Here is a 25,021-nt window from a genome sequence, read left to right on the forward strand (position 1 = left end):
GCAGCCGGCATTACCGAAGAAGCCCATGCCGCACGCCCACGACCACGACCACTGCAACCACCTGCCCGGCGAAGCCTGCTCCGCCGACCACGACAGCCCGCCGCGGCTGGTGCCGCCTCCGCTGTCGTTGTACGTGCACCTGCCGTGGTGCGTGCGCAAATGCCCGTACTGCGATTTCAATTCGCACCAGGCCAAGGGCGAGCTGCCGTTCGATGCCTACATCGATGCACTGCTGCGCGACCTGGACCAAGACCTGCCGCTGGTCTGGGGGCGGGTGGTGCACAGCGTGTTCTTCGGTGGCGGGACGCCCAGCCTGTTCCCGCCGGAAGCGATCGACCGCTTCCTGCAGCAGGCCAGCGCGCGCCTGCGTTTCGCGCCCAATGCCGAGATCACCCTGGAAACCAACCCGGGCACCGCCGAGCATGGCCGCTTCGACCGCTATCGCGCGGCCGGCGTGAACCGCCTCAGCTTCGGCATCCAGAGCTTCGACGACGCGATGCTCAAGCGCCTGGGCCGCATCCACGACAGTGGCGAAGCCGAGCGCGCGGTGAAGATGGCGCAGGACGCGGGTTACGACAACTTCAACATCGACCTGATGTACGCGCTGCCGGAACAGACTCTGGCCGGCGCCGAGGCTGACCTGGAGCGCGCCTTCGCGCTGCAGCCGGCGCACATCTCGCATTACCAGCTGACCCTGGAACCGAACACGGTGTTCTTCGCGCGGCCGCCGCAGGGCATTCCCGATGAAGACAACGCCTGGGACATGCAGGAACACTGCCAGGCCCTGCTGGCGCAGGCCGGTTTCGGCCAGTACGAAGTCAGCGCCTATGCGCGCCCCGGCCGGCAGAGTGCGCACAACCTGAACTACTGGCGTTTCGGCGATTACCTGGGCATCGGTGCCGGCGCGCACGGCAAGATCAGCTCGGGCGCCGAGGAACACGTGCTGCGCCGCTGGAAGCTGAAGCACCCGCAGGCCTACCTGGACAGCGCAGGTACTCCGGCCTCGTTCGGTGGCGACGACGTGATCGCAGCCGAACGCCTGCCGTTCGAATACATGCTGAACCTGCTGCGCCTGCACGAAGGTTTCAGCCTGCGCGATTTCGAATCGCGCACCGGGCTGCCGCGCAGCGTGCTGGACGCTCCCCTGGCCGAGGCCGTCCAGTGCGGCTGGCTGCAGCTGGCCGATGGCCATGTGCAGCCGACCGAGCTGGGCCGCCGCTTCACCAACGACGTGGTGAGCCTGTTCCTGGAGGAATAAGCCTTCCGCCGCAAGGGGTAGTGCCGGCCGCTGGCCGGCAATCCGGTGCGGATCGCGTTGCCGGCCAGCGGCCGGCACTACCGCGCATCGGGGCCATGCCCTGCAGATGCATTTCACGTTCAGCCTAAAGTAGCGCCGACATCGGCCGACACGGTAGATTCACCAGATCGATCCGCGGGAATCCGGGTACCGCTCGCAGATGTCAGCTGTCTTTTCCCCAACCCCTGCCGACAAGGCCCGCCTGGCTGCGGCCGACCTGCCGCCGCGGGTACGCGAACTGCTGGGCGCGTTGATCGGCCTCTGCCGGCAGACCCTGGCCGCGCCTCTGATCCTGACCGTTGAAGCGCTGGAACAAGCGCTGCTGCACGACGCGGATCGCGCGCGCAATCCCATGCAGCAGGCGGACCTGATGGCCCAGCGCGGCCAGCTGCATGCCTTCGCCGGCCATTTCCCCGATCGCATGCTCGATGCAGTCGCCGAATCCCTGTCACGCCTGCGTGACCCTGCGGCGGCGCCGCCGGCGCTTTCCACGCCACCACCGCTGCCCGGCATGCTGGGCCTGTCCCTGGTCGCCGAACACGATGTCGACCGCGATCTGCTGCTGACCGAGATGGTGCGGCGCGAAACCCTGCGTTCAACCAACTCGCTGAACCTGCTGGGCCAGCGGTTGGGCGTACTCGCCGCTGCGCCGGCATTCGAGACCGACGCCCTGCCCCTTGCACCGCAGTCCTTGTGTGCAATGGTGCGCAGGCTGGCCGAACAGGACAGTCTCAGCACCGAAGTGCAGCTGGCGCTGTACCGCAGCTTCGAACGCCAGGTACTGGAGCGCCTGGGCGATGTACTCGACCGCGCCAATGCCCTGCTGTCCCAGCAGGGCGTCCTGCCCGGGCTGGTCTACACCCCTTACCTGGCACGCTCGGCGAGCACGCGGCGCATCATCACCCAGTCGGTGGGGGGGGGCCGCGCGACGCAGCCCGCCAAACGTACTGCAGCGCCGCTGACCGGCTGGAACGGGGCGGCCCCCTCCGGCTCGTGGTCGAACCTGCTGCAGGATGCTATCAGCGACAGTGGTACCGTCGGCTCGGCCATCCCCGGGATGACCACCTCCGCCGGCAGCGCCCTGCATGAACTGCTGCAGCAGGCCCGGCAGGCCGGCGCAGCGCCCGCGCAGAGCGTTGCCGTGCCCAGCGCCGCCGTGGATGCCGTACTCGCGCGACTGCAGGCCCAGTCCAGCGCCGCCACCGGCGTTGCCGATCTGCAGGCGGCCGTTGTCGCCCAGCTCCGCAGCGAGCATGGCGTACAGGCGCAGCTCGGCAGCCATGACCGTGACAACCTCGACCTGCTGCGCCTGCTGATGCAGCAGGTGCAGCAGCAGCAACGCCCAGACCCGGTGCCGGCGGCCCTGCTGGCACGCCTGCAGGTGCCACTGGCGCGCGCCGCCATGGCCGACCCCGGCTTCTTCGTGCGTGACGAGCACCCCGCCCGCGAACTGCTCAACCAGGTCGCCGAAGCCGGCGCCAGCTGGCTGGGCGATGATGATGTCGATCCGCAGCTGCTGCAGCGCATGGCGCAGAGTGTGCAGGGCCTGCTGGGCCAGGACGTCCGTACCCCGGAAGCCTTCGCCACCGCCAGCGAGGACGTGCAGCAGCACCAGCGTGCGGCGGTTCACCGCGCCGAGCTGGCTGAGCGCCGCCACGTCGAAGCCGCGCGCGGCAAGGAACGCCTGGAACTCGCCCGGCGCCAGGCCAATGCGCAGATTGACCAGTGCTGCGATGCGCAGGCACCGCCGCGCTTCGTGCAGACGCTGCTGCGCCAGGCATGGGCCGATGCCCTCACCCTGACCCGCCTGCGCCACGGCGATGATTCACCGCAATGGCAGGAACGCCTGCAACAGACCCAGCGCATTGCAGCGGTGACCGCGCAGGCCGTGGACGCCCCCGGTGGCACCGATGCCGCACTCGCCAGCGACGTGGAAGCCGCGCTGGTACAGGTGGGCTACCACGCCGAGGAAGCCGCCGCGGTCGCGCGCAGGCTGGCGACACCCGGCGGCGAGGATGACAGCACCTCGCGCACCGAACTCAGTGCGCGCCTGAAGGCGCGCGCACGGCTGGGAGAGCAGGCCGGGCCTACCACCACAGCACCGTCCAGCCCACGCAACGCCGCCGAGGAAGCCGCCTACCAGCTGCTGTCCGCGCTGCCGTTCGGCAGCTGGTTCGACATCGACAATGGCGATGGCACGCTGCGCCGCCAGCGCCTGTCCTGGTACAGCCTGCTGACCGGCCATGCCCTGTTCGTCAATCCGCGCGGACAGAAGATCGCCGATACCGACCTGGATACGCTGGCCCGGCAGCTCAGCGCGGGCCGCGCGCAGCTGGTCACCGAAGACAAGGGGCGACTGGTTGATCGTGCCTGGCAGGCCAGCCTCGACGCACTGCGCGCACTGGCCGACGGCCACGCCGGGGAGACATCCGCATGAACACCCAACCGCCCCAGGACACCCGTCGCGCACCACGCCGGCAGGTCTCGGACCTGGTACCGGTCACCGACCAGATGCGCGACTGCGTGGTGGGTCGCCTTGGCAACGTGTCCGAAACCGGCATGCTGATGCTGGCCAGCACGCCATTGCGCGAGGACGCGCTGTACCAGCTGCGTTTCCCATTGCCGATGGGCGACGGCCGCCAGGAGGCCATCGACGTGGGCGTGCACCTGCTGTGGAGCGAGCCTGCGCACGCCCCCGGGCAGAGCTGGACCGGCTTCCGCTTCCTTACCCTGTCACGCGAACATCGGCAGCTGCTGCGGCAGTGGGTGGGTGAGGACAGCGACGAGGGGTCGGTTTCGACGGCCTGAGTGCCGGTTCCAGCACAGCGGTTTCTTGCGGTATGCGGCAGAATCTAGGGCCGTTTTCCGTGTCGAGCCACCGCAATGATCCAGCAAGACCCCGGCGTCCTGTATTCCGACCACCTGGCCGTGCTGTGCCGACGCGCCGAACAGGCGCTGGCCCGCGGCGGCTTCGACCACCTGGTGGTGCCCAGCGGCACCCTGCATTACCAGGTGTTCGACGATCGGGACTACCCGTACGCGGTAAATCCTCAGTTCAAGGCGTGGCTGCCGCTCACCCGCGTGCCCAACAGCTGGATCGTGTTCACCCCGGGCAAGCGCCCGGCGGTGATCTTCCACCAGCCCTTCGATTACTGGCACGTGGTGCCGGACGCGCCCAGCGGCTGGTGGGTGGAGCACTTCGACATCCACATCATCCGCAAGCCCGAAGAGGCGCTGGCCCTGCTGCCGGCCGACCCGTCGCGCTGCGCCATCCTCGGCGAGCCGCAGAGCGCGCTGGGCAACTACGTGCCGAACAACCCGGCGCCGGTGGTGAACTACCTGGAATGGCACCGCGGCAGCAAGACACCGTATGAAATCGCACTGATGCGCCAGGCGCAGGTGCTGGGCGTGCGCGGCCACCGCGCCGCCGAAGCCGCGTTCCGCAATGGCGCCGACGAATTCAGCATCCACATGGCGTACTGCCAGGCCGTCGGCCAGGATGCCAACGAACTGCCCTACGGCAACATCGTGGCCCTGAACGAACATGCCGCCGTGCTGCATTACACCGAGCTGGGCCGCAAGGCACCGCAGCCGCTGCGCAGCTTCCTGATCGATGCCGGCGCCAGCGCGCACGGCTACGCCAGCGACATCACCCGCACGTACGCTGCGCACGGCCACGACGAATTCGCCGCGATGATCGCCGCCGTCGATGCCGCCCAGCAGCAGATGTGCGCCGCAGTACGCCCGGGCTTCGACTACAAGCAGCTGCACGTGGATGCGCACCTGTCGCTGATGGGCGTGCTGAAGGACTTCGGCGTCATCAAGGTCTCGCCGCAGACCGCGCTGGAAACCGGCGTCAGCGCCGCGTTCTTCCCGCACGGCATCGGCCACCTGATCGGTCTGCAGGTGCACGACGTGGCCGGCTTCGCGGCCAGCGACGAAGGCGGCCGCATCGAGCGCCCGGCCGGCCACCCGTACCTGCGCCTGACCCGCGTGCTGGAACCGGGCATGGTGGTGACCATCGAGCCCGGCCTGTACTTCATCGACATGCTGCTGAACGAAGTGAAGGATGCCGGCCATGGCGATGCAATCAACTGGGACCGCGTGGACTTCTTCCGTCCGTATGGCGGCATCCGCATCGAAGACGAAGTGCTGTGCACTGATGGCGAGGCTGACAACCTGACGCGGCCGGAGTTTGCTGCGGCGAACGGCTGAGCCCCTCGTGGGTGGCCGCTGAATTCAGAAGCCGCGCTTGGTGGGGCGGGGTGGGTTCGCGGGGGACGCCGTGACCCCGTCCCTGGGGGCTTGGCCGCGGCATCCATGCCGCGGACACCCCCGCGAACCCACCCCGCCCCACCTCTGACAGTTTCCTGCGCGCGTCCAACCACGGAAAAGAAAAAAGAAAAGCAGAAGCGGGTCGCTCGCTGCGCTCGCTCTGTGTCGACCAAGGTCGACACCTACCAACAGCCGCAATTGCCAGTAGATCCACGCCATGCGTGGATGATTCATTCGATATCTGACAGATGTGCCGATCAACGATCGGCACCCACCAACAGCCGCGTGAACCTGTCGAAGGCGGGGTACTGTGGGTTTGCGGGGTGTGAGCGGCATGGATGCCGCGACCAAGCCCCCATGGGTGAGGGCGCTTTGCTTGCGGAGCACTGCTTCGCAAGCGCCCGAACGCACAGCCGCCAGCGGCTGGGCCGGACTGGGGGTTTACGGCGTCCCCGCAAACCCACAGTGCCCCGCCATCCCACGGAATGCCCGCTGTTGCTGTTGCTCTGGCGCGCAGCAGGTGCAGGGCTGCAAGCCCTGCAGAACCCCCCTTACCCCGCCATCACCGCTTCGATCTCGTCGGCGCTGCGCGCCAGGCCTTCGGTCAGCACCCGATGCCCATCGTCGGTGATCAGCACATCATCCTCGGTACGGATGCCGATACCACGCCAGCGCGGTTCCACCGTCGTGTCGTCCACGCCGATGTACAGCCCCGGCTCGATGGTGAACGCCATGCCCGGCTCCAGCAGGCGCGAATCGCCCGCCAGGCGGTAATCGCCCACGTCATGCACGTCCAGCCCGATCCAGTGCCCGGTCTTGTGCCGGTAGAAGCGCTGGTACAGGCCCTCGGCCAGGTTCTTTTCCAGCGTGCCCTTCAGCAGGCCCAGGCGCAGCAGGCCCTCGGTCAGGGTCTGCACCGCCGCGAGGTGACCGGCCTCGTACGGCACGCCCGGCCTGGCCTGGGCCAGTGCAGCGGCCTGCGCGTCGCCAACCAGATCGTGCAGCGCACGCTGCTCGGCGCTGAAGCGGCCATTCACCGGGAAGGTGCGGGTGATGTCGCTGGCGTAGCCGCGGAACTCGGCACCGGCATCGATCAGCACCAGCTCGCCATCGCGCGAACGCGCGTTGTTGTCGCGGTAATGCAGGATGCAGCCGTTGCGGCCGGCGCCGACGATGCTGCAGTACGCTGGCACGGCATCGTTGGCGCGGAACACGCGCTCCAGCTCGGCCTGCAGTTCGTACTCGTGGATGCCCGCCTTCGCTGCATGCATCGCGGCCAGGTGCGCACGCACGCTGATCTGTGCGGCGCGGTGCATCAACGCGACTTCCGCGCCGGACTTGAACAGGCGCTGCTCGTGCAGCAGGTGGCCCAGTTCCAGGAACTCATGCGGTGGCTGCGCACCATGGCGCACCTGCGAACGCACGCGGTTGACCCAGCCGATCAGTTTCAGGTCGAAGTCGGCATCGCGGCCGAAGTGGTAGTAGACGCGCGAGCGCCCTTCCAGCAGGCCCGGCAGGATGTCGTCCAGATCGTCGATGGGGTAGGCATCGTCCATGCCGAACTGCGCTACCGCGCCTTCCTGGCCGGCACGGCTGCCGTCCCAGGCCTCGCGTTCGGCATCCCGCTCGCGGCAGAACAGGATGGCCTCGCCGTGGCGGCGGCCCGGGATCAGCACCAGCACCGCTTCCGGCTCCGGGAAGCCGCTGAGGTACTGGAAGTCCGAATCCTGCCGGAACGGATAATGGGTATCGAGGCTGCGCACCTTCTCGGCCGCGGCCGGCAGCACCAGGATCGCGTCCTCGCCGGCCATGTCCATCAGCTGGCGGCGGCGACGCTTGTATTCGCCGGCCGCGATGCCGGTGCGCTGCTTGATGTCCATCAGTTCAGGCGCTGCCGATGGCGCGAGGCCAGCACCACGTCGCCGTGCAGCAGCAGCACCGCCACGCGGATGAATTCCTCGATCTCCGACAGGGCTTCGTCATCATCATCGCCACCGGCCTCGAAATCCTCGCTGGAGGCGCGGGCCAGGCTGGCCATGTCGGTCAGCGCTTCTTCGCCTTCCTCGGACAGGGCCGGGCGGCGGCCGCCGCTGCCCAGGCCGAAGCCGCCCAGGAACGAGCGGGTCCAGCTGAACACGGCGTCGGCCTGCGCGGACACGTCGTCGGTGTCGGTCAGCAGCAGTTCGAAGGCGAAGTCGCGGTCTTCCAGCTGCTTGATGGTGACCTGCAGCAGCTGCGCCAGCACGCTGTCGTCGGCCACCGGCGGCAGGTTGTCGTCGGCCAGCACGCGCGCCGGCCAGTCGTTGCCGGCGGCGCCGCCAGCGGCCAGCCAGCCGCACAGCGCGCCATGCAGCTCGGCAGCGGTGGCGCCCAGGCCCAGTTCGTGGCTGGCGCGGGTAACGTCGTCGACGGAGGGAAGTTCGGTCATCGTGCGGCTCGTTCGGATAAGGAAACCCGGGACGCGCACGCGCGCGCCCGTGAGACCCGGTAGTGTAGCAACCCGACGGCATCCTCTCCGCAGCCGTCCAGCCTTGCTGCGACAACGCTTGACCGCCCTTACCCGGCTTGCCTATCGTGCCCGCATGGAACCCGCCGATCCCCTTGCCCAGCTGCAGGACTTCGCCGCCCGCGTGGAAGCGTTGCTTGAACGCAACCAGCGCCTGGCCGAGGAGAACCGCAGCCTGCGCCACCAGCAGGAACAGCTGGTGGCCGAGCGCTCGACGCTGCTGGCCAAGAATGAGCAGGCACGCTCGCGGGTGGAAGCAATGATCAGCCGGCTCAAATCCCTGGAGCAGCACACATGAGCGCCGAACCGGTCAGTGTCCGCATCCTCGATCGTGAATACACCGTGGGCGTCGGCGGCGACGAACGCGACAGCCTGATGGCCGCCGCGCGCCTGCTGGATGCGCGCATGCGCGAGATCCGCGGCAGCAACCGCATGGCCGCCGTCGACCGCGTCGCCGTGCTGGCCGCGCTGAACCTGGCTCACGAACTGCAGCTGCTGCGCGACGAGAATGCCCGCCAGGCCGTGGCGCTGCAGCAGACGCTGGCCGACCTGAACCGGCGCCTGGACCGCGCGATCGACGGCACCCCATAGAAAAAGGGGACGGAGGGAATCAAGGCGCATTCGCCCCTTCCGTGCTGGAAACGCCTTAATTCCCTCCGTCCCCTTTTCGCGTATCTGAATTGGCACGGACTGTTGCCGACGAACGGCCTATCCAGATCCTGCGCGCTGGCTATAATGGCCACGCGTTCTCTGCGGTACTCGACGGCATGTGCAAACATTCGCCTTGTCCCTTAAGAACGACACCGGGAGCGCGACAGCGCCGGGAGTGCAGGTCCGCCTTGTAGCGGGAAGCCCGATGGTTCTCCAGCGTTCCCACTTGAGCCCCCGGGTTCAAGGTCGTTTCGCATGCATCGACATTGCGGAGAATGCAATATTCCAGCAAGGGCGGCGTCTTCGGGCGTCGCCCTTGTTCTTTCCGGCACAATGACGGCTGATCCTTGCCGCACGCTGCCATGACCGACCCGCGCCAGGCCCTGCGCCACGACCTGCGGCAACGCCGCCGCGACCTTTCCGCCGCTGAGCGCATCGCCGCCGCCGAATCGCTTGCCGATGCCCTGCTGACCCTGCCGTTCGCCCCGCGCGAAGGCGCCGTGGCCGGCTACTGGGCGCTGGATGGCGAAATCGCCCTGCACCGCTGGCAGCTGCAGCTGCCCGAAGGACTCACCTACTGCCTGCCGGTGCTGGCCGGCGACGTGCTGCGCTTCGCACCGTGGCGGCCCGGGCAGCCGCTGACCAGCAACCGCTACGGCATTCCCGAGCCGGACGTGGCGCTGGAAGACACCCTGGAACCGGCGCAGATGGCGCTGGTGGTGACCCCGCTGGTGGGTTTCGACACGCAGTGCCGGCGGCTGGGCATGGGGGGCGGCTGGTATGATCGCAGCTTCGCCTTCCGCCACGACCGGCCGGCGCCGCCCTGGCTGGTCGGTGCTGCGTTCGCGGTGCAGCAGGTCGAGTCCTTGCCGGTGGCGTCGTGGGACGTGCCGGTGGATGCGATCTGCACCGAAGACGGCACCTTGTTCCCCTCCGCTGCCCCCGTGAACGCATGACCGCCCGCAAGCGCTACTGGCTGATGAAGTCCGAACCGGACGCCTTCTCCATCGATGACCTGGCCAAGGTCAAGGTCGAACCCTGGAACGGGGTGCGCAACTACCAGGCGCGCAATTTCATGCGCGATGGCATGCAGGTGGGTGACGGCATCCTGTTCTACCATTCCAATACCAAGGTGCCGGGCATCGTTGGCCTGGCCACCGTGGCCAGCCCGGCCTACCCCGACGACACCCAGTTCGACCCGACATCCGACTACCACGACCCCAAGAGCACGCGCGAGAACCCGCGCTGGATGCTGGTGGACGTGGGCTTCGACCGCAAGCTCAAGCAGGTGATCGCGCTGGACGAGATCAAGCTGCACGCCGAAGAACTCGGCGAGGGCTTCCCGCTGGTTGCCAAGGGCAACCGCCTGTCGGTGTTCCCGGTGACCGCCGCGCAGTGGAAGCTGCTGCTGTCGCTGGAAAAGAAATCCTGATTCCCTGCCTGAGAGTTCTCCCATGTCCGAAGCCAAGCGCCTGGCCGCCGAGAAAGCCATCGAGTACGTTGAAGACGGCATGATCGTCGGTGTCGGCACCGGTTCCACCGTGGCCTATTTCATCGATGCCCTGGCCCGCATCCAGCACCGCATCAAGGGCGCCGTGTCCAGCTCCGAGCAGAGCACCGCGCGCCTGAAGCAGCACGGCATCGAAGTGATCGAGCTGAACCACAGCGGCAACCTGTCGCTGTACGTGGACGGCGCCGATGAGTGCGACGCCAACAAGTGCCTGATCAAGGGCGGCGGCGCCGCGCTGACCCGCGAGAAGATCATCGCCGAGGCCAGCGAGCGCTTCATCTGCATCGTCGACCCGAGCAAGCAGGTGCCGGTGCTGGGCAAATTCCCGCTGCCGGTGGAAGTGATCCCGATGGCACGCAGCCTGGTCGCCCGCCAGATCCGCGACATGACCGGCGGCCAGCCGACCTGGCGCGAAGGCGTGGTCACCGACAACGGCAACCAGATCCTGGACATCCACAACCTGCAGATCACCGATCCGGAAAAGCTGGAGCGCGAGCTCAACCAGCTGCCGGGCGTGGTCTGCGTCGGCCTGTTCGCGCGCCGCCGTGCCGATGTGGTGATCGTCGGTGGCGAGCCGCCGGTCGTGCTCTGACCCTTTCGAAGGATCCTGACGATGTCGCTGTTGCGTTCGCTGCTGATGCTCCCGCTGCTGGCCCTGGCCGGCTGCGCCACCGATGCGGCCCGCCACTGGGTCGAACTGGATGGCGCCCGCTACCAGGTCGAGCTGGCCACCAACGATGAAACCCGCGCGCGCGGGTTGATGTTCCGCGACCAGATGGCCGCCGACCACGGCATGCTGTTCATCCACGACCGCGAGGAAATGCAGGCGTACTGGATGAAGAACACCAGGATCGCGCTGGACATCCTGTACTTCGACAGCGAGCGCAGGCTGGTCAGCCAGCAGCGCGACGTTCCGCCGTGCTCGGCCGGCGACATGTGCCCGCCGTATCCCAGCGGTGGTCCGGCCCGGTACGTGCTGGAGCTCAATGCAGGCCAGGCCGAGAAGCTCAAGCTGAAGGACGGCACCGCGCTGACCTTCGGCCCGGGCATCGAAAAATAAGGGTAGTGCCGGCCGCTGGCCGGCAATCCAACCCGACCGGGGTCAGATCCCTTTCGCAAGCTAAAGGGATCTGACCACTGAATTTTTCACGCGACACTGCTTGAAACCGCCTGCGAATGACGCCAGTCTGTGGTCATGCAGGACCGGATCACACTCCCCGACTGGGATGCACTGGCCGACCTCGAAGACGAGGCGCTGCCCTTGTTGCCGACCGCGCTGCTGATCGCGCGCGATGAATACCCCGATCTGCAGCCGTCCACCTACGACGCGCTGATCCAGAGCCATGTGGATCACCTCCGCTCGGAAGTGGAGAGCATCGACAACAGCCCATTGAAGATGGCGGCGATCAACCGCCACCTGTTCGACGAGCTGGGCTACAGCGGCGACCACGACGAGTATTACGACCCGCGCAACAGCTACCTCAACCAGGTGTTCGAGCGCCGCCTGGGCAACCCGATCTCGTTGGCGCTGGTGCAGATGGAAGTCGCGCGCCGGCTGGGGATCCCGCTGGATGGCGTGTCCTTCCCCGGCCACTTCCTGGTGCGCCTGCCAGTGGACGACGGCGTGCTGGTGATGGACCCGTTCAACGGTGGCCGCCCGTTGGACGTGGACGAACTGCGCGAGCGGGCCAAGTCACACCTGGGTGGGCAGATGCCCGACGACCAGGTGCTGGCGCAGATCCTCGACCCGGCCCCGGCACGCGCCATCCTCATGCGCATGCTGCGCAACCTGCATGGTGTCTACGCCGAAGCCGGTGAATGGGACCGTGCCGCGCGCAGCGCCGACCGCCTGTTGAAGCTGGCACCCGAACAGGACGACGCCCTGCGCGACCGCGGCCTTGCGTACCTGCAGCTGGAGTACCTGGCCGGTGCCCGTCACGACCTGGGGCAGTATCTGAAGCGCAACCCGGAAGCCAGCGATGCGCAGTGGCTGCGTGAGAAGCTGATCGACCTCGGCGGGCCGGTACCGCGGCTGCATTGAGGGTGTGGGTGTGTGGACCAACGGTCCACACCCACCGGATGGGCCGGGTGGCCCACCAATCAATCGACCTCGACCATCTCGAAATCGGCCTTGGTCACGCCACAGTCGGGGCAGGTCCAGGTCTCGGGAATGTCCTCCCAGCGCGTCCCGGGCTCAATACCCTCTTCCGGCAAGCCTTCCGCTTCGCTGTAAAGAAAGCCGCAGACCACGCACATCCAGGTTCGCAGGGTGGTGGGGGTGGCGTCGCTCATCGGATAATCGGGGCTGGATTCACGGGCCGCCATTGTCCCATTGCGGCCCACGCACCGGTAGCCATCGATGACTTCTGCTTCCCCGGCGCCCCGCGGCGTCTACCTGATCACCCCGGATGAGCCCGATACCGCACGCCTGCTGGCCCGTACCGCGCCGCTGCTGGCCGCCGGCGCCACCTGGCTGCAGTACCGCAACAAGACCGCCAGCGATGCACTGCGGCAGGAGCAGGCGATCGCGCTGCAGGCGCTGTGCGCACACTACGGCGTACCGCTGATCATCAACGATGCCCCCGCGCTGGCCCATGCGGTGGGCGCAGCCGGCGTGCACCTCGGCGGCACCGACGGTGACATCCCCAGCGCGCGCGCCCTGCTCGGCCCTGACGCCATCATCGGCGCCTCCTGCTACGACCAGCTGGCCAATGCCGAGAAGGCCGTGGCGGCAGGCGCCAGCTACGTGGCTTTCGGCGCCTTCTTCCCGACCACCACCAAGGTCACCAGCAGCCGCGCCCATACCGACCTGCTGCGGCAAAGCGCCGCACTGGGCGTGCCGCGGGTGGCGATCGGCGGGCTGACGCCGGACAATGTCGGTCCCATCATCGACGCCGGCGCCGATCTGGTGGCCGTGGTCAGCGGTATCTATGCCGCACCAGACCCGGTCGCGACCCAGCGCGCCTACCTCGCCCAGTTCGCGTAATGCCCAGGAAAGCCCCATGAACCACGACCAGTCCCACGCCCTGTTCTCCCGTGCCCAGCAGCTGCTGCCGGGCGGCGTCAATTCGCCGGTACGTGCGTTCAAGTCGGTTGGCGGCGAACCGTTCTTCGTCGAGCGCGCCGACGGCGCCTACCTGTACGACGTCGACGGCAACCGCTATATCGATTACGTCGGTTCGTGGGGCCCGATGATCGTCGGCCACAACCACACGGCGGTACGCCAGGCGGTGAAGAAGGCGATCGACAACGGCCTGTCGTTCGGTGCGCCGTGCGCGGCGGAAGTGACCATGGCCGAAACCATCACCCGCCTGGTGCCGTCGTGCGAGATGGTGCGCATGGTCAACTCCGGCACCGAGGCCACGCTGTCCGCGATCCGCCTGGCCCGCGGTGCGACCGGCCGCAACCGCATCGTCAAGTTCGAGGGCTGCTACCACGGCCACGGTGACTCGTTCCTGGTCAAGGCAGGCAGCGGCATGCTGACCCTGGGCGTACCGACCTCGCCGGGCGTGCCAGCCGGCCTGAGCGAACTGACCCTGACCCTGCCCTACAACGACTTCGAAGCCGCCACTGCGCTGTTCGAGCAGCAGGGTGACGACATCGCCGGCCTGATCATCGAACCGGTGGTCGGCAACGCCAACTGCATTCCGCCGCGCGACGGTTATCTGCAGCATCTGCGCGAACTGTGCACGAAGCATGGCGCGCTGCTGATCTTCGACGAAGTGATGACTGGCTTCCGCGTCGCCCTCGGTGGTGCACAGGCGCACTACGGCATCACCCCGGACCTGACCACCTTCGGCAAGATCATCGGCGGCGGCATGCCGGTGGGTGCCTACGGCGGTCGCCGCGAGCTGATGCAGCAGATCGCACCGGCCGGCCCGATCTACCAGGCCGGCACGCTGAGCGGCAATCCGGTGGCGATGGCCGCCGGCCTGGCAATGCTGGAGCTGATCCAGCAGCCGGGTTTCCATGCCGACCTCGCCGAGCGCACCGCGCGCTTGTGCGCCGGCCTGGAAGCGGCCGCCGCCGACGCGGGCGTGGCCGTGACCACCACCTGCGTGGGTGCGATGTTCGGGCTGTTCTTCACCAGTGAGAAGGTGGAGACCTATGCGCAGGCCACCGCCTGCGACATCCCGGCATTCAACCGCTTCTTCCACGCCATGCTGGACCAGGGCGTGTTCCTGGCACCGTCGGCGTACGAGGCCGGCTTCCTGTCCAGCGCGCACGACGATGCGGTGATCGAAGCGACGCTGGCCGCCGCCCGCGTGGCGTTCAAGGCCGCCAAGGGCTGATCGCAAAAAGGGGACGGAGGGGATTAAGTCGTTTGTGCACAAACGACTTAATCCCCTCCGTCCCCTTTTTTCAACCGAAGACGAACTTGCCCTTCATCATCGCGAAGTGGCCGGGGAACGAGCAGAAGAAGGTGTAGTCGCCGCCCTTCTGCAGGCCCTGGGTGGAGAAGCGCACGCGCGTGGTCTCGCCACCGCCGATCACCTTGGTGTGTGCCAGCACGCGCTTGTCAGCCTTCGGCAGGTAGCTGTCGGCCAGGGTCATGCGCATGCCCGCCATCGCCACCGGCTGGTAATCGGCACTGCGGGTCAGCACCCAGTTGTGGCCCATGGCAGTGGCGGCCAGCTTGCCGGTGTGACGCAGGGTCAGGTCCACGGCGGAGCAGTCGGCGGCGACCTTGATCTCGCGGCTGCTGAAGCTCATCTGGTCGGTGCTGTCGATGCTCACCGCGCACACCCGTGCCATCGCCGACGGCGCCAGCATCAGCGCGCCCAGTCCCACTGCCACCATCCAAGCCTTCATCGTTGCGTCTCCTGCAGGTTCAAGCGCCATTCTAGGCAGGCACCTGCAGCCGTGTCTGCGACCGTCTGTCGCACGCGTCCTCCAGGGTTTCCGCACATCGGCCACGATGGCATGCTCGGCCGATGCGGATCGATCTGTTGCTGCTGGATGTGGATGGCGTGCTGGTGCAGTACCAGCGCGCGCAGCGTGTGCTGCACCTGGCGCGGGCGCTGGGGGTTCCGACGCAGGCCGTGCAGGCTGCGCTGTACGACAGCGGGCTGGAAGCCGCGCATGACAATGGCGCGCTGGATGGCCCGGCCTATCTGGCGCGATTGGGGGAGCTGCTGGGCACGACTGTCGACGTGGCTACATGGACCGCGGCGCGACGGGCCGCCAGCCATCCGCAGCCAGCCGTATTGCAACGGCTGCAGGCCCTGCAGCTGCCGATGGCGGTGCTGACCAACAATGGCGCACTGATGAAGCAGGCCTTGCCTGCCCTGCTGCCGGAGCTGTTCCCTGCCCTGCTGGGTCGCGTGTTCTGCAGCGCCGATTTCGGCCTGCGCAAACCGGCACCGGAGGTGTTCCTGCGCACGCTGGAGATGCTCGATGCAGCGCCTGCACACACGCTGTTCGTCGATGACCTGTTCGCCAACGTGCGCGGTGCACGCGCCGCCGGCCTGCATGCGGAAACCGTGCGCGATGGCCGTGGACTGGGCAAGGTGTTGAAGCGTTACGCGGTGAGCTGATCGGGGTCAGAGCCCTCTCCGCAGGAGAGGGATCCGACCCCACTGCCATGGCTTCAGCGCGCTGCGATGAACGCAGCAATCGCCGCACGCAGGCGCTTGAGGCCTTCGGCCACTTCTTCGTCGGTGATGTTCAACGACGGCACGAAACGCAGCACGTCCGGGCCGGCCTGCAAGGTCAGCAGGCCCTGCTCGGCAGCGTGGTCGAGGATCGCGCCAGCCTGGCCGGCAAAGTCCTTGCTCAGCACTGCGCCCAGCATCAGGCCACGGCCACGCACGTCGCTGAACACGCCGAATTCTTCGTTGATGCGCGCGAAGCCATCGCGCAGCGCCTTCGACTGGCGGCTGACATTGGCGGCGATCTCCGCCGAGGCCAGCTTGCGCAGTGCCACGCGGGCCACCGCAGCAGCCAGCGGGTTGCCGCCGAAGGTGGTGCCATGCGCGCCGAACTGCATGGTCTCGGCCACCTTCGGGCCGGCCAGCATCGCGCCGATCGGGAAGCCGCCGCCGAGTGCCTTGGCCAGGGTGACCATGTCCGGCACCACGTCGTCCTGCCAATGCGCGAACAGGGTGCCGGTGCGGCCCATGCCGGCCTGGATCTCATCCAGCACCAGCAGCGCGTTGTGCTGGTCGCACAGCTCACGCACGCGCTTGAGGAAACCGGACTTGGCCGGCATCACGCCGCCCTCGCCCTGGATCGGCTCCAGCATCACCGCGGCGACGTCGCCGGCGGCCATCGCGGTTTCCAGCTGCACCTCATCGTTGAAATCGATGTAGCGGAAGCCACCGGGCAGCGGCTCGTAGCCTTCCTGGTACTTCGGCTGGGCAGTGGCGGTCACCGCACCCATGGTGCGGCCATGGAAGCTGCCACGGAAGGTGATGATCACCCGCTTGTCGGCCGGGCGCCCTTGGCTGGAGGCCCACTTGCGGACCATCTTGATCGCCACTTCGTTGGCTTCGGCGCCGGAGTTGCACAGGAACACGCGCTCGGCGAAGCGGCTGGCCTTCACCAGCTCCTCGGCCAGGTGCAGCGGCGGCGCGCTGTAGAACACGTTGCTGGTGTGCCAGAGCTTGCCGGCCTGCTCGACCAGCGCGGCCACCAGGTCCGGATCGTTGTGGCCCAGCCCGCACACGGCGATGCCGGCGGCCAGGTCGATGAACTCACGGCCCTGGCTGTCCCACACGCGGGCGCCCTGGCCTCGCTCCAGTACCACCTGGCGGGGCTTGTAGACCGGCAGGTAATAGTGCGAAAGGGAGATCAGCGGATCGGTAGCGGCGGTCATGGCAGTCGGCAGGGTTCAGGAATCCCCATTCTCGCGCCGGAACCCCTGCGGCACAATGCGCCCATGCGACCGTTTTCCGCCCCCCAGCTGAACCCCGCCACCGAGACCGGCTGGCGCCGTCGGTGGTTCGACATCATCTACCGCCACGACTCGCGACCCTCGCGCAATTTCGACCTGCTCCTGGTGGTGGCGATCGTCGCCAGCATCCTGGTGGTGATGATCGACAGCGTGCAGCACCTGCATGCCGAATGGTCCACCGGCCTGTACATCCTGGAATGGGGCTTCACGATCATCTTCACCGCCGAGTACCTGTTGCGGCTGGCGGTGGTCAAGCGCCCGCTGCGTTACGCGGTGAGCATCTGGGGCATCATCGACCTGCTGTCGATCCTGCCCGCCTACCTGTCGTTGTTCATCCCCGGCGCGCAGAGCCTGCTGGTGGTGCGCGCGCTGCGCATCCTGCGCGTGTTCCGCATCCTCAAGCTGACCCGCTACATCGAGGAAAGCGGCGTCCTGATGACGTCGCTGTGGCGCAGCCGGCGCAAGGTGCTGGTGTTCCTGTTCACGGTGATCACCATCACCATCATCGCCGGTGCGCTGATGTACGTGATCGAGGGCCCCGAACACGGCTTCACCAATATCCCGGCCAGCATGTACTGGGCGGTGGTGACCATGGCCACGGTCGGCTTCGGCGACATCGTGCCGCAGACCGTGCTCGGCCGCTTCGTCACCTCGGTACTGATCCTGATCGGCTACAGCATCATCGCCGTGCCCACCGGCATCTACACCGCCGAACTGGCCAGCACCATGCGCGAAGCCGAGCTGGCCGCGCGCCGTGATGCGCGCGGCTGCCCGCATTGCGGGCTGGAAGGCCACGAGCCGGATGCACGGCACTGCCGCAAGTGCGGCGGCGAACTGCCGGATGCGTTCAACCATTGAGGGGTTCGCCGGGCATGGCCCGGCGCTACCCGTGGGCGGTCACACGTGGATGCCCGCGCCTCAATCCAGGAACAGGTCCGGCAGCAACGGCCGCGACGGATCCACCGCGTAGCCCGAAAGATCGGTGACGCCGGCCTGCGCCAGCACTTCATCATCGATCAGGAACTGGCCATGGAAGCCGGCCGCTTCGCGCACCAGCACCGCATGCGCGGCGTCGGCCATGATCTGTGGCGTGCGGCAACCGGCCGCATCCACGCCCGGAATCATGTTGATCGCATCGGTGGCGATCACCGTGCGCGGCCACAGCGCGTTCACCGCCACACCCTGCGGACCGAACTCCGCAGCCAGGCCCAGGGTGACGAAGCTCATGCCCATCTTTGCCAGCGTGTAGCCGGTGTGCGGTGCCCACCACTTCGGCTCCAGGCTCGGTGGTGGTGCCAGGGTGAGGATGTGCGGGTTCGGCGCCTGCAGCAGGTACGGCAGGCAGGCCTGCGTGCACAGGAAGCTGCCGCGTGAGTTGACCTGCTGCATCAGGTCGAAACGCTTCATCGGCGTATCCAGCGTGCCGCGCAACCAGATCGCGCTGGCGTTGTTGATCAGGATGTCGATGCCACCGAAGGTATCGACCGTGGCGGCAACTGCGGCCTGTACCTGCTCTTCCTCGCGGATGTCACACTTCAGCGCCAGGCCCTGGCCGCCGGCCGCCGTTACCGCCTCGGCAGCGCTGTGGATGGTGCCCGGCAGCTTCGGATTCGGCACCGACGACTTGGCCGCGATGGCCACGTTGGCGCCGTCGCGCGCAGCACGCAGTGCGATGGCCAGGCCGATGCCACGCGAGGCACCGGTGATGAAAAGGGTTTTGCCCTGCAGACTGCCCACGTTCCACACTCCAGCGTATGCAATGAGCCGCTAGTATGCCGCGCCGACGCGGAGTTCACCCGGCCTTGACGATACTCGGGCCTCCAGACAACGCACGAGGTCCACGCCATGCGCCGTTCCCGCCTGTTGCTGCCTGCCCTGGGGCTTGTTCTGCTGACTGCCTGCCAGGGCCGTTCGCCGGAACCCGGCAAGGAGCCGCCCGCCGGTGACGCGCCCAGCGCGGAGAAGGCCGCCGCCGACGGAAAGATGCGCTGGAGCGAAGCCGTGGTCTGGGATGGCGATCTGAACGCATGCCGCCAGGGCGAGACTGCCGCCACCCGCGACTGCCTGCGCGATGCGATGCGTGCGGGGGGAGCAAGCGCCGAGGCGATCACGGCCGCCGAGCAACTGTCCAGCGCCGGGGAACTGGCGTATGTCACCGCTTGGCATGAGAACGAGGGGCTGGGCATTGCCACGGTCGAGTATCCCTTCCGCGCCAACACGAACGAAGGCACCCGCCTGGTCGACGCCGGCGGCAAGCGCATCGATGTGGACGCCGTGCAGCTGGACGACACACTGCGTGCCGACCCGGTCGTGCAGGAGCTGCTGAAAGCCAATCCGCAGGCCACGCCGTTCGCGCCTGCGCAGTCGGCCGGAGCGACACCGCTGGAGGGTGGCGGCATCCGCCTGCTGTACCGCACACCGCTGCGCGACTGCCACGCCTGCCCGGACGTGGGCCAGCTGCAGATCGCCTATGACTTCGATGCCAAGCGCAACTTCATCGGCCAGCAGGTGGTACCGGCAACGCCGTAGCCCGGAAACGCCGCGTGTCACCGGGCCACGCCCGGCGGACGCAGTGTCGCGTCACCGGTACGCCTGCACCTGCTTCTGCAGCAGATGCGGCACGATCAACCTGTGCACGGGCGCGACCGGCAGCATGTAGAGGCGCCCGAACGCGTTGTGCGTGTGCACCACCGTCGCCACTTCCAGCACGTCGCCCTGCCATTGCAGGGCCAGCTGTACGCGCAGGTGGCGATCATCGTCTTCCAGCACGATGGCATCGTCATCCAGCGACTGCAGGGTGAAGATGCCCAGCCGCTGGCCGGGAGCCGGATCGACAGTGTCCTGCACCGCCCGCAACGAACCCAGATGTTTCATGCCCAGCAGGCGCATGCCGTGGTTGCGCAGTGCCATCAGGCCATCGAACCAGCCGGGAATGGTCGCCGCCATGTCGCGGTAGGCCTGCAGTGCGGTACGCCCGTCGCGCCGGGTGGTGGCCTGGCAGGCGTGCACGAACTCCGCACCGGGCAGCTGAGCAAGCAGCACGCTGCCCGCGCTGGGCGGGGCGCTCATCACCTGCGATGCACTCACGGCTTCGATCCCTGCCCCTCGTTGTCTTCCCAGTGCAGGATGCGGCGGGTGATGAAGCGGTAGACCGGCTTGCCGGTGGCGAACCACAGCTCGCGCACCCACGAGGTACGCTTGAGCACGCGCTTTTCCACCGGAGTGAGCGATTCACGGCAGTACATGCGCTTGTGCTTGAGCAGGTGGCGCAGGTCCTCGCGGGCCAGCAGCCGCATCCAGCGAGAGCGCGGGTTGCCGATCACCGCCAGCTGGAAGTCGATCAGCGCCGGGCGGCCATCCTCGGTGACCAGCCAGTTGGCCTCCTTGGCCAGATCGTTGTGGGCCACGCCACGGCGGTGCAGCTGCTGCAGCAGGCGCCGTGCGGAACGGAACCAGGCCAGGTCGCCGCGCGGCGGACGCTGGTACATGGCATCGCCGGCCATGAAGCTGCGGTCGAGGTGGCGGCCATCCCAGGCCAGCAGCTGCGGCACATCGGCCATGCCATGGATATGGCGCAGCGCGCGCGCCTCGCGACGTGCAAGCCACCACGCGGGCAACCGCAGCCACAGCGGCGTGGCGCCCAGATCGCGGCGTACGAACCGGCCGTCGGGCCCTTCAACCAGAAGGATCTGACCGAAACTGTCGGCCTTCAAAGCATGGTGGGGAGCGTCTGGCATATGCGGCATGCCCCCATTCTAGGCGATGGCGCCGGTTGCAAACGGTCACGAAGCGGCTGGGAACCAGTCACCTTCACGCCCCTATAATCGGGCAATGGACTCTTCATGGATCGACGCCACCCTCGCGTGGATTGCCGCTCACCCCGTGCTGGCGGGTGCCGTTATCTTCCTCATCGCCTTCTGCGATGCGGCGATCATTCTCGGCGCCATCGTGCCGGCCCTGCCGCTGCTGTTCGCGGTGGGCGTGTTCATTGGCCTGGGCCAGATCTCCGGGCCGTACGCGGTGGCGGCTGCGGCATTGGGTGCGTTTGCCGGCGATGGCATCAGCTACTGGATCGGCCGTCGCTGGGGCGATCGACTGCGCGGCATCTGGCCGTTCAGCCGCTATCCGCAGCTGCTCGACCGTGGCGAGAACCTGTTCCGCCGCAATGCATTCAAGAGCATCCTGGTGGCGCGCTACGTTGGCGCGATCCGCCCATTCGTGCCGGCCATCGCCGGCATGATGAAGATGCCCGCCAGCCGCTATGTGCAGGCCAGCGGCATCGCCAGCATTTCCTGGGCAGTGCTGTTCCTGGCCCCCGGCTGGATCCTCGGCGAAGCGTATGACGCGGTGGCTGCCGTGGCCGGTCGACTGGTGGTGGTGGTCGGCCTGCTCGCGGTGATCCTTGGCCTGGTCTGGGCCATCGTGCTGTACGGCTACCGCTGGTCGGCCGCACGCATGGACAACTGGCTGGCACGCCTGCTGGACTGGTCCAACCGCCACCCGACGCTGGGCCGCTACACCGTCGGCGTGCTGGACCCGAAGCGCCGCGAATCGGTGCCGCTGGCGATGCTGGCGTTGATGCTGCTCTTGCTGGGCTGGGGCTGGTTCGCGCTGCTGACCGTGGTAGTCGCACACGGCGAGCCGCTGGCCATCGACCTGCTGGTGCACCAGGCCATGCTGGCGCTGCGTAATCCTCTGGCCGACTACCCGATGGCGGCCCTGGCCTCGCTCGGCGCCTGGCAGGTGCTGTTGCCGGCCACGGCCGCGGCGATGGGCTACCTGATCTGGCGCCGGCGCTGGATGGCCGCCGCGCACTGGTTGGCGGCCCTGGCCTTCGGCCTGGCGTTGACCATGCTGCTCGGCGCCACCGTGGATGTGGTGCGGCCGGTCGATGCCAGCAGTGGCTTCGGCTTCCCGTCGGTGTCGGTGACCATGGCCACCATCACCTTCGGCTTCTTCGCGGTGCTGATCGCACGCGAGATGCCCGGCCGCACCCGCGTCTGGCCGTACCTGGTCTCGGGCATCGTGGTCAGCCTGATCGGCTTCTCGCGCCTGTACCTGGGCGCGCATTGGCTGAGCGACGTGATCGGCGGCATGCTGTTCGGCACGTTCTGGCTGCTGGTACTGGGCATCGCCTACCGCCGCCGCTTCAACCGCTCGTTCTGGGTGAAGCCGGTCGCCTGGCTGTTCTACGGCGTCTTCGCCGTGGCGGCGATGTGGTACGCGCCACGCCACATTCCGGTGAAGCTGGAACGCTTCGAACCGACCCTGCCGGCCCCGCAGGCGATGGACATGCAGGCCTGGTGGCAGCACGACTGGGCGCAGTTGCCGGCACGCCGCAACGAATTCGACGATGATCAGCGCTGGCCGCTGGACGTGCAGGTGGCCGGGCCGCTGGCGCCACTGCAGGCACAGCTGGAAGCGCGCGGCTGGAAGCGGCAGGAACAGGCCGGCTGGCAGCAGGCGCTGCTGATGCTGGACAAGAACACCGGCGCCGACGAACTGCCGGTGCTGCCAGCCACGCTGGACACCCGCGTGGAAGCACTGCTGATGGTGCGCCAGGGTGCAAAGCCGGATGAGCGCTACGTGCTGCGACTGTGGCCGGCACCCGCGCAACTGCAGCCGGGCAACACGCCGCTGTGGCTGGGCAGTGCACAGACCCTGCGTTACGAGCGCCACTTCGAATGGATCGGCATGTGGCACCCGCTGCGCGGTGTCGACCCGGCATTGAATGCCGTGAAGGAAGCCGTGCAGGACCTGCCGCAGCGCGAGGATGTGCACAGCGAAACCGGGTTGCCGGTGCTGCGGTTGAAGACGCAGCCGTGATGGATCCGCCGGGCATGGCCCGGCGCTACCGGAACGCGGACGGGTAGCGCCGGGCCATGCCCGGCGGTGTAGATCCACGCCATGCGTGGATGGCTTCTACGGCATCCAGCCCAGCAACTGCTGCAACCGCTGGTGCGGGTCATCCAGCTGCAGCAGCTGCAAACGTTGCTGCTCGCTCAGCGGCAGCAGCTCGGCCAGCCGCCAGCCGACCCAGCTGGCCTGGTCCAGCAGCGCCGGATTGGCCGGCGCATAGGCCTCACCGGCCTGCTCGATGATGTGCCCCAGCACCGTGGCCAGCAGTGCATGCTGCGGCCGCAGTTCGTCATCGGGGTCTTCCTCGCACCAGCGCACATCGGCCACCACCAGGCCATTGTCGCGCACGCGGGTGCGCTCGACATGGAAGCGGCGGGTGCCGCGCAGGCGCAGCTGCAGCACGCCGTCGGCGCCGACATCGAAGTCTTCGATGCGCACCTGCACGCCGTAGGCCGCCGGTGTTGCCGGTGCCCCCACTTCCTGGCCGTCGAGGATCAGGCAGACACCAAAGCCTTCGCCACTACGGCCGCTGTCGCGCACCAGATCAAGGTAGCGCCGCTCGAACACGCGCAGGCCCACCGCTGCACCCGGCACCAGCGTGGTGTGCAGCGGAAACAGTGGCAGTAACGTATCGCTGCTCATCGGGCCTGCAGCGCGGCAAGGAAGCGGCGCGGTGCGCCGTCGAAGCCACCATTGGACATGAACACCACGTGGTCGCCGCTGCGCGCGCTGGCCTGCAGCTGCGCCAGCAGCGCGGCGGTATCCGGCACCGCGTGCGCTTCACCACGCACCGCGGCGATCACAGCGGCGGCATCCCAGGCCAGTTCCGGGCGGTGCAGGAACACCACTTCGTCGGCCAGCGCCAGCGAGGGCGCCAGCGCCTGCGCATGGGCGCCCAGACGCATCGAATTGCTGCGCGGCTCCATTGCAACCACGATGCGCGCATCGCCCACCTTGGCACGCAGGCCTTCCAGCGTGGTGGCAATCGCGGTCGGATGATGGGCGAAATCGTCGTAGACGGTGATGCCGTCGTGGCTGCCGATCACTTCCATGCGGCGCTTGACGCTGCGGAAACGCGCCAGCGCCGGGATCACCTCGGACGGCGCCACGCCCACTGCATGTGCAGCGGCCAGCGCGGCCAGGCCGTTGAGCACGTTGTGACGGCCAAGCAATGACCACTGCACATCGCCCAGCGCCTGCCCGCGATGGTGCACACGGAACGCGCTGCCATCGGCAGCCAGCAGTTCCGCATGCCATTCCAGGGACGGGTCGAAACCGAAGCGCTCGACCGGGGTCCAGCAGCCCATCGCCAGCACCTCGGCCAGGTGCTGATCCTCGCCGTTGACGATCAGGCGGCCACGCGCCGGCACGGTGCGCACCAGATGGTGGAACTGGCGCTGGATCGCGGCCACATCCGGGAAAATGTCGGCGTGGTCGTATTCAAGGTTGTTGAGGATGGCCACCAGCGGCCGGTAGTGCACGAACTTGCTGCGCTTGTCGAAGAAGGCGGTGTCGTACTCATCGGCCTCGACCACGAATTCGCGGCCCTGGCCCAGGCGCGCGGAAACGCCGAAATCCTCGGCCACGCCGCCGATCAGGAAACCCGGGGAGCGCCCGGCGCTTTCCAGCAGCCAGGTGAGGATGGTGGTGGTGGTGGTCTTGCCATGGGTGCCGGCCACGGCCAGGGTGTCGCGGCCCGGCAGTACCTGTTCGGACAGCCACTGCGCACCCGAAATGTAGCGCTGGCCGGCGTCGAGCACGGCCTCCACGGCCGCATTGCCGCGCGAGAGCGCGTTGCCGATCACCACTTCATCGGTTCCGGCCGGCACGCTGTCGGCGCGATAGCCCTGGTCCAGGGTGATGCCCAGCTGTTCCAGCTGGGTCGACATCGGCGGGTAGATGGCCTGGTCGCTGCCACTGACCGTATGGCCGAGTTCCCGCGCCAGGGCGGCCACGCCGCCCATGAAGGTGCCGGCGATTGCAAGGATATGTACGCTGCTCATGACCGGGGATTGTGACCGATGACGG

Annotated in this window: 27 protein-coding genes and 1 other RNA gene; 18 read left to right on the forward strand and 10 right to left on the reverse strand. The window is 67.8% G+C overall.

Annotated features, from left to right (window positions below; all coding sequences use genetic code 11):
- The first annotated feature begins 25 nt into the window (after positions 1–25).
- From hemW to pepQ, 4 genes are all read left to right on the forward strand, one after another.
- Positions 26–1,258 (forward strand): radical SAM family heme chaperone HemW, encoded by a 1,233-nt coding sequence (gene hemW / locus EZ304_RS07235; protein WP_142806672.1) that lies wholly within the window; start codon positions 26–28, stop codon positions 1,256–1,258.
- Between the two features lie 199 nt (positions 1,259–1,457).
- Positions 1,458–3,734 carry a DUF1631 family protein gene (locus EZ304_RS07240; protein WP_142806673.1) on the forward strand — a complete coding sequence of 759 codons (2,277 nt, stop codon included), beginning with the start codon at positions 1,458–1,460 and terminating at the stop codon, positions 3,732–3,734.
- Entirely contained in the window at positions 3,731–4,105 is a 375-nt protein-coding gene (locus EZ304_RS07245) for a PilZ domain-containing protein (protein ID WP_142806674.1), read from the forward strand. The genes EZ304_RS07240 and EZ304_RS07245 overlap by 4 nt, the downstream gene beginning before the upstream one ends.
- 75 nt (positions 4,106–4,180) lie before the next feature.
- Complete coding sequence (gene pepQ, locus EZ304_RS07250; protein ID WP_099552960.1) at positions 4,181–5,512, forward strand: Xaa-Pro dipeptidase; 1,332 nt, start codon at positions 4,181–4,183, stop codon at positions 5,510–5,512.
- Positions 5,513–6,123: 611 nt separating this feature from the next.
- On the opposite strand, the gene EZ304_RS07255 is transcribed toward pepQ, so the two are convergent.
- Both EZ304_RS07255 and EZ304_RS07260 read right to left on the reverse strand, forming a co-directional pair.
- Positions 6,124–7,446, reverse strand: coding sequence for an aminopeptidase P N-terminal domain-containing protein (locus EZ304_RS07255; protein ID WP_142808078.1), 1,323 nt, complete (start codon positions 7,444–7,446; stop codon positions 6,124–6,126).
- 5 nt (positions 7,447–7,451) lie between these two features.
- Complete coding sequence (locus EZ304_RS07260) at positions 7,452–8,000, reverse strand: UPF0149 family protein (RefSeq protein ID WP_142806675.1); 549 nt, start codon at positions 7,998–8,000, stop codon at positions 7,452–7,454.
- 154 nt (positions 8,001–8,154) lie between these two features.
- On the opposite strand from EZ304_RS07260, the gene EZ304_RS07265 reads away from it, so the two are divergent.
- The 8 genes from EZ304_RS07265 (at position 8,155) to EZ304_RS07300 (ending at position 12,280) form a co-directional block, all read left to right on the forward strand.
- Positions 8,155–8,376 carry a TIGR02449 family protein gene (locus EZ304_RS07265; protein WP_005410898.1) on the forward strand — a complete coding sequence of 74 codons (222 nt, stop codon included), beginning with the start codon at positions 8,155–8,157 and terminating at the stop codon, positions 8,374–8,376.
- The gene (locus EZ304_RS07270) at positions 8,373–8,669 is read left to right on the forward strand and encodes a cell division protein ZapA (protein WP_005410899.1); all 297 of its coding nucleotides are present in this window, start codon (positions 8,373–8,375) and stop codon (positions 8,667–8,669) included. Before EZ304_RS07265 ends, EZ304_RS07270 begins: the two co-directional genes overlap by 4 nt.
- Positions 8,670–8,822: 153 nt before the next feature.
- Positions 8,823–9,008, forward strand: a non-coding RNA gene (gene ssrS, locus EZ304_RS07275) — 6S RNA.
- 83 nt (positions 9,009–9,091) lie between these two features.
- Positions 9,092–9,685, forward strand: coding sequence for a 5-formyltetrahydrofolate cyclo-ligase (locus EZ304_RS07280; RefSeq protein ID WP_142806676.1), 594 nt, complete (start codon positions 9,092–9,094; stop codon positions 9,683–9,685).
- Positions 9,682–10,161, forward strand: coding sequence for an EVE domain-containing protein (locus EZ304_RS07285; RefSeq protein ID WP_099552957.1), 480 nt, complete (start codon positions 9,682–9,684; stop codon positions 10,159–10,161). The genes EZ304_RS07280 and EZ304_RS07285 overlap by 4 nt, the downstream gene beginning before the upstream one ends.
- 22 nt (positions 10,162–10,183) lie before the next feature.
- Positions 10,184–10,831 carry a ribose-5-phosphate isomerase RpiA gene (rpiA, locus tag EZ304_RS07290; RefSeq protein ID WP_006389802.1) on the forward strand — a complete coding sequence of 216 codons (648 nt, stop codon included), beginning with the start codon at positions 10,184–10,186 and terminating at the stop codon, positions 10,829–10,831.
- Between the two features lie 21 nt (positions 10,832–10,852).
- On the forward strand, positions 10,853–11,299 hold the full coding sequence (locus tag EZ304_RS07295; RefSeq protein WP_099552956.1) for a DUF192 domain-containing protein: 447 nt from the start codon (positions 10,853–10,855) through the stop codon (positions 11,297–11,299).
- Positions 11,300–11,434: 135 nt separating this feature from the next.
- On the forward strand, positions 11,435–12,280 hold the full coding sequence (locus tag EZ304_RS07300) for a SirB1 family protein (RefSeq protein ID WP_005410904.1): 846 nt from the start codon (positions 11,435–11,437) through the stop codon (positions 12,278–12,280).
- Positions 12,281–12,339: 59 nt separating this feature from the next.
- Here the strand turns inward: EZ304_RS07300 and EZ304_RS07305 are convergent, their stop codons facing one another.
- Positions 12,340–12,564, reverse strand: coding sequence for a rubredoxin (locus EZ304_RS07305; protein ID WP_080354805.1), 225 nt, complete (start codon positions 12,562–12,564; stop codon positions 12,340–12,342).
- Positions 12,565–12,598: 34 nt separating this feature from the next.
- On the opposite strand from EZ304_RS07305, the gene thiE reads away from it, so the two are divergent.
- Both thiE and hemL read left to right on the forward strand, forming a co-directional pair.
- Positions 12,599–13,225, forward strand: coding sequence for a thiamine phosphate synthase (thiE, locus tag EZ304_RS07310; protein WP_142806677.1), 627 nt, complete (start codon positions 12,599–12,601; stop codon positions 13,223–13,225).
- Between the two features lie 16 nt (positions 13,226–13,241).
- On the forward strand, positions 13,242–14,531 hold the full coding sequence (gene hemL, locus EZ304_RS07315) for a glutamate-1-semialdehyde 2,1-aminomutase (protein ID WP_099552954.1): 1,290 nt from the start codon (positions 13,242–13,244) through the stop codon (positions 14,529–14,531).
- A gap of 70 nt (positions 14,532–14,601) precedes the next feature.
- On the opposite strand, the gene azu is transcribed toward hemL, so the two are convergent.
- The gene (gene azu / locus EZ304_RS07320; RefSeq protein ID WP_142806678.1) at positions 14,602–15,051 is read right to left on the reverse strand and encodes an azurin; all 450 of its coding nucleotides are present in this window, start codon (positions 15,049–15,051) and stop codon (positions 14,602–14,604) included.
- 122 nt (positions 15,052–15,173) lie between these two features.
- On the opposite strand from azu, the gene EZ304_RS07325 reads away from it, so the two are divergent.
- Complete coding sequence (locus EZ304_RS07325) at positions 15,174–15,776, forward strand: HAD-IA family hydrolase (protein ID WP_099552953.1); 603 nt, start codon at positions 15,174–15,176, stop codon at positions 15,774–15,776.
- Positions 15,777–15,829: 53 nt separating this feature from the next.
- On the opposite strand, the gene EZ304_RS07330 is transcribed toward EZ304_RS07325, so the two are convergent.
- The gene (locus EZ304_RS07330; RefSeq protein ID WP_010484016.1) at positions 15,830–17,056 is read right to left on the reverse strand and encodes an acetylornithine transaminase; all 1,227 of its coding nucleotides are present in this window, start codon (positions 17,054–17,056) and stop codon (positions 15,830–15,832) included.
- Between the two features lie 63 nt (positions 17,057–17,119).
- Between EZ304_RS07330 and EZ304_RS07335 the strand changes: the two genes are divergently transcribed.
- Complete coding sequence (locus EZ304_RS07335; protein WP_099552952.1) at positions 17,120–17,992, forward strand: ion transporter; 873 nt, start codon at positions 17,120–17,122, stop codon at positions 17,990–17,992.
- Between the two features lie 60 nt (positions 17,993–18,052).
- Here EZ304_RS07335 and EZ304_RS07340 read toward each other — a convergent pair whose 3' ends face one another.
- Positions 18,053–18,871, reverse strand: a complete 819-nt coding sequence (locus EZ304_RS07340) for an SDR family oxidoreductase (RefSeq protein ID WP_142806679.1) — start codon at positions 18,869–18,871, stop codon at positions 18,053–18,055.
- Positions 18,872–18,979: 108 nt separating this feature from the next.
- Here EZ304_RS07340 and EZ304_RS07345 point away from each other — a divergent pair, with 108 nt between their 5' ends.
- Positions 18,980–19,663 (forward strand): hypothetical protein, encoded by a 684-nt coding sequence (locus EZ304_RS07345; protein ID WP_099552950.1) that lies wholly within the window; start codon positions 18,980–18,982, stop codon positions 19,661–19,663.
- 51 nt (positions 19,664–19,714) lie between these two features.
- On the opposite strand, the gene EZ304_RS07350 is transcribed toward EZ304_RS07345, so the two are convergent.
- The gene (locus EZ304_RS07350; RefSeq protein ID WP_278252902.1) at positions 19,715–20,203 is read right to left on the reverse strand and encodes a DUF2867 domain-containing protein; all 489 of its coding nucleotides are present in this window, start codon (positions 20,201–20,203) and stop codon (positions 19,715–19,717) included.
- A gap of 14 nt (positions 20,204–20,217) precedes the next feature.
- The gene (locus tag EZ304_RS07355) at positions 20,218–20,880 is read right to left on the reverse strand and encodes a serine/threonine-protein kinase (RefSeq protein ID WP_142806680.1); all 663 of its coding nucleotides are present in this window, start codon (positions 20,878–20,880) and stop codon (positions 20,218–20,220) included.
- Between the two features lie 85 nt (positions 20,881–20,965).
- On the opposite strand from EZ304_RS07355, the gene EZ304_RS07360 reads away from it, so the two are divergent.
- Positions 20,966–22,960, forward strand: coding sequence for a bifunctional DedA family/phosphatase PAP2 family protein (locus EZ304_RS07360; RefSeq protein ID WP_142806681.1), 1,995 nt, complete (start codon positions 20,966–20,968; stop codon positions 22,958–22,960).
- Positions 22,961–23,056: 96 nt separating this feature from the next.
- Here the strand turns inward: EZ304_RS07360 and EZ304_RS07365 are convergent, their stop codons facing one another.
- Positions 23,057–23,635 carry an LON peptidase substrate-binding domain-containing protein gene (locus EZ304_RS07365; RefSeq protein ID WP_142806682.1) on the reverse strand — a complete coding sequence of 193 codons (579 nt, stop codon included), beginning with the start codon at positions 23,633–23,635 and terminating at the stop codon, positions 23,057–23,059.
- Positions 23,632–24,996 (reverse strand): UDP-N-acetylmuramate:L-alanyl-gamma-D-glutamyl-meso-diaminopimelate ligase, encoded by a 1,365-nt coding sequence (gene mpl / locus EZ304_RS07370; protein WP_099552945.1) that lies wholly within the window; start codon positions 24,994–24,996, stop codon positions 23,632–23,634. The genes EZ304_RS07365 and mpl overlap by 4 nt, the downstream gene beginning before the upstream one ends.
- Positions 24,997–25,021: the final 25 nt, after the last annotated feature.

The organism is Stenotrophomonas maltophilia, from assembly GCF_006974125.1.
In the GTDB taxonomy this organism is placed as follows: Bacteria; Pseudomonadota; Gammaproteobacteria; order Xanthomonadales; family Xanthomonadaceae; genus Stenotrophomonas; species Stenotrophomonas maltophilia_O.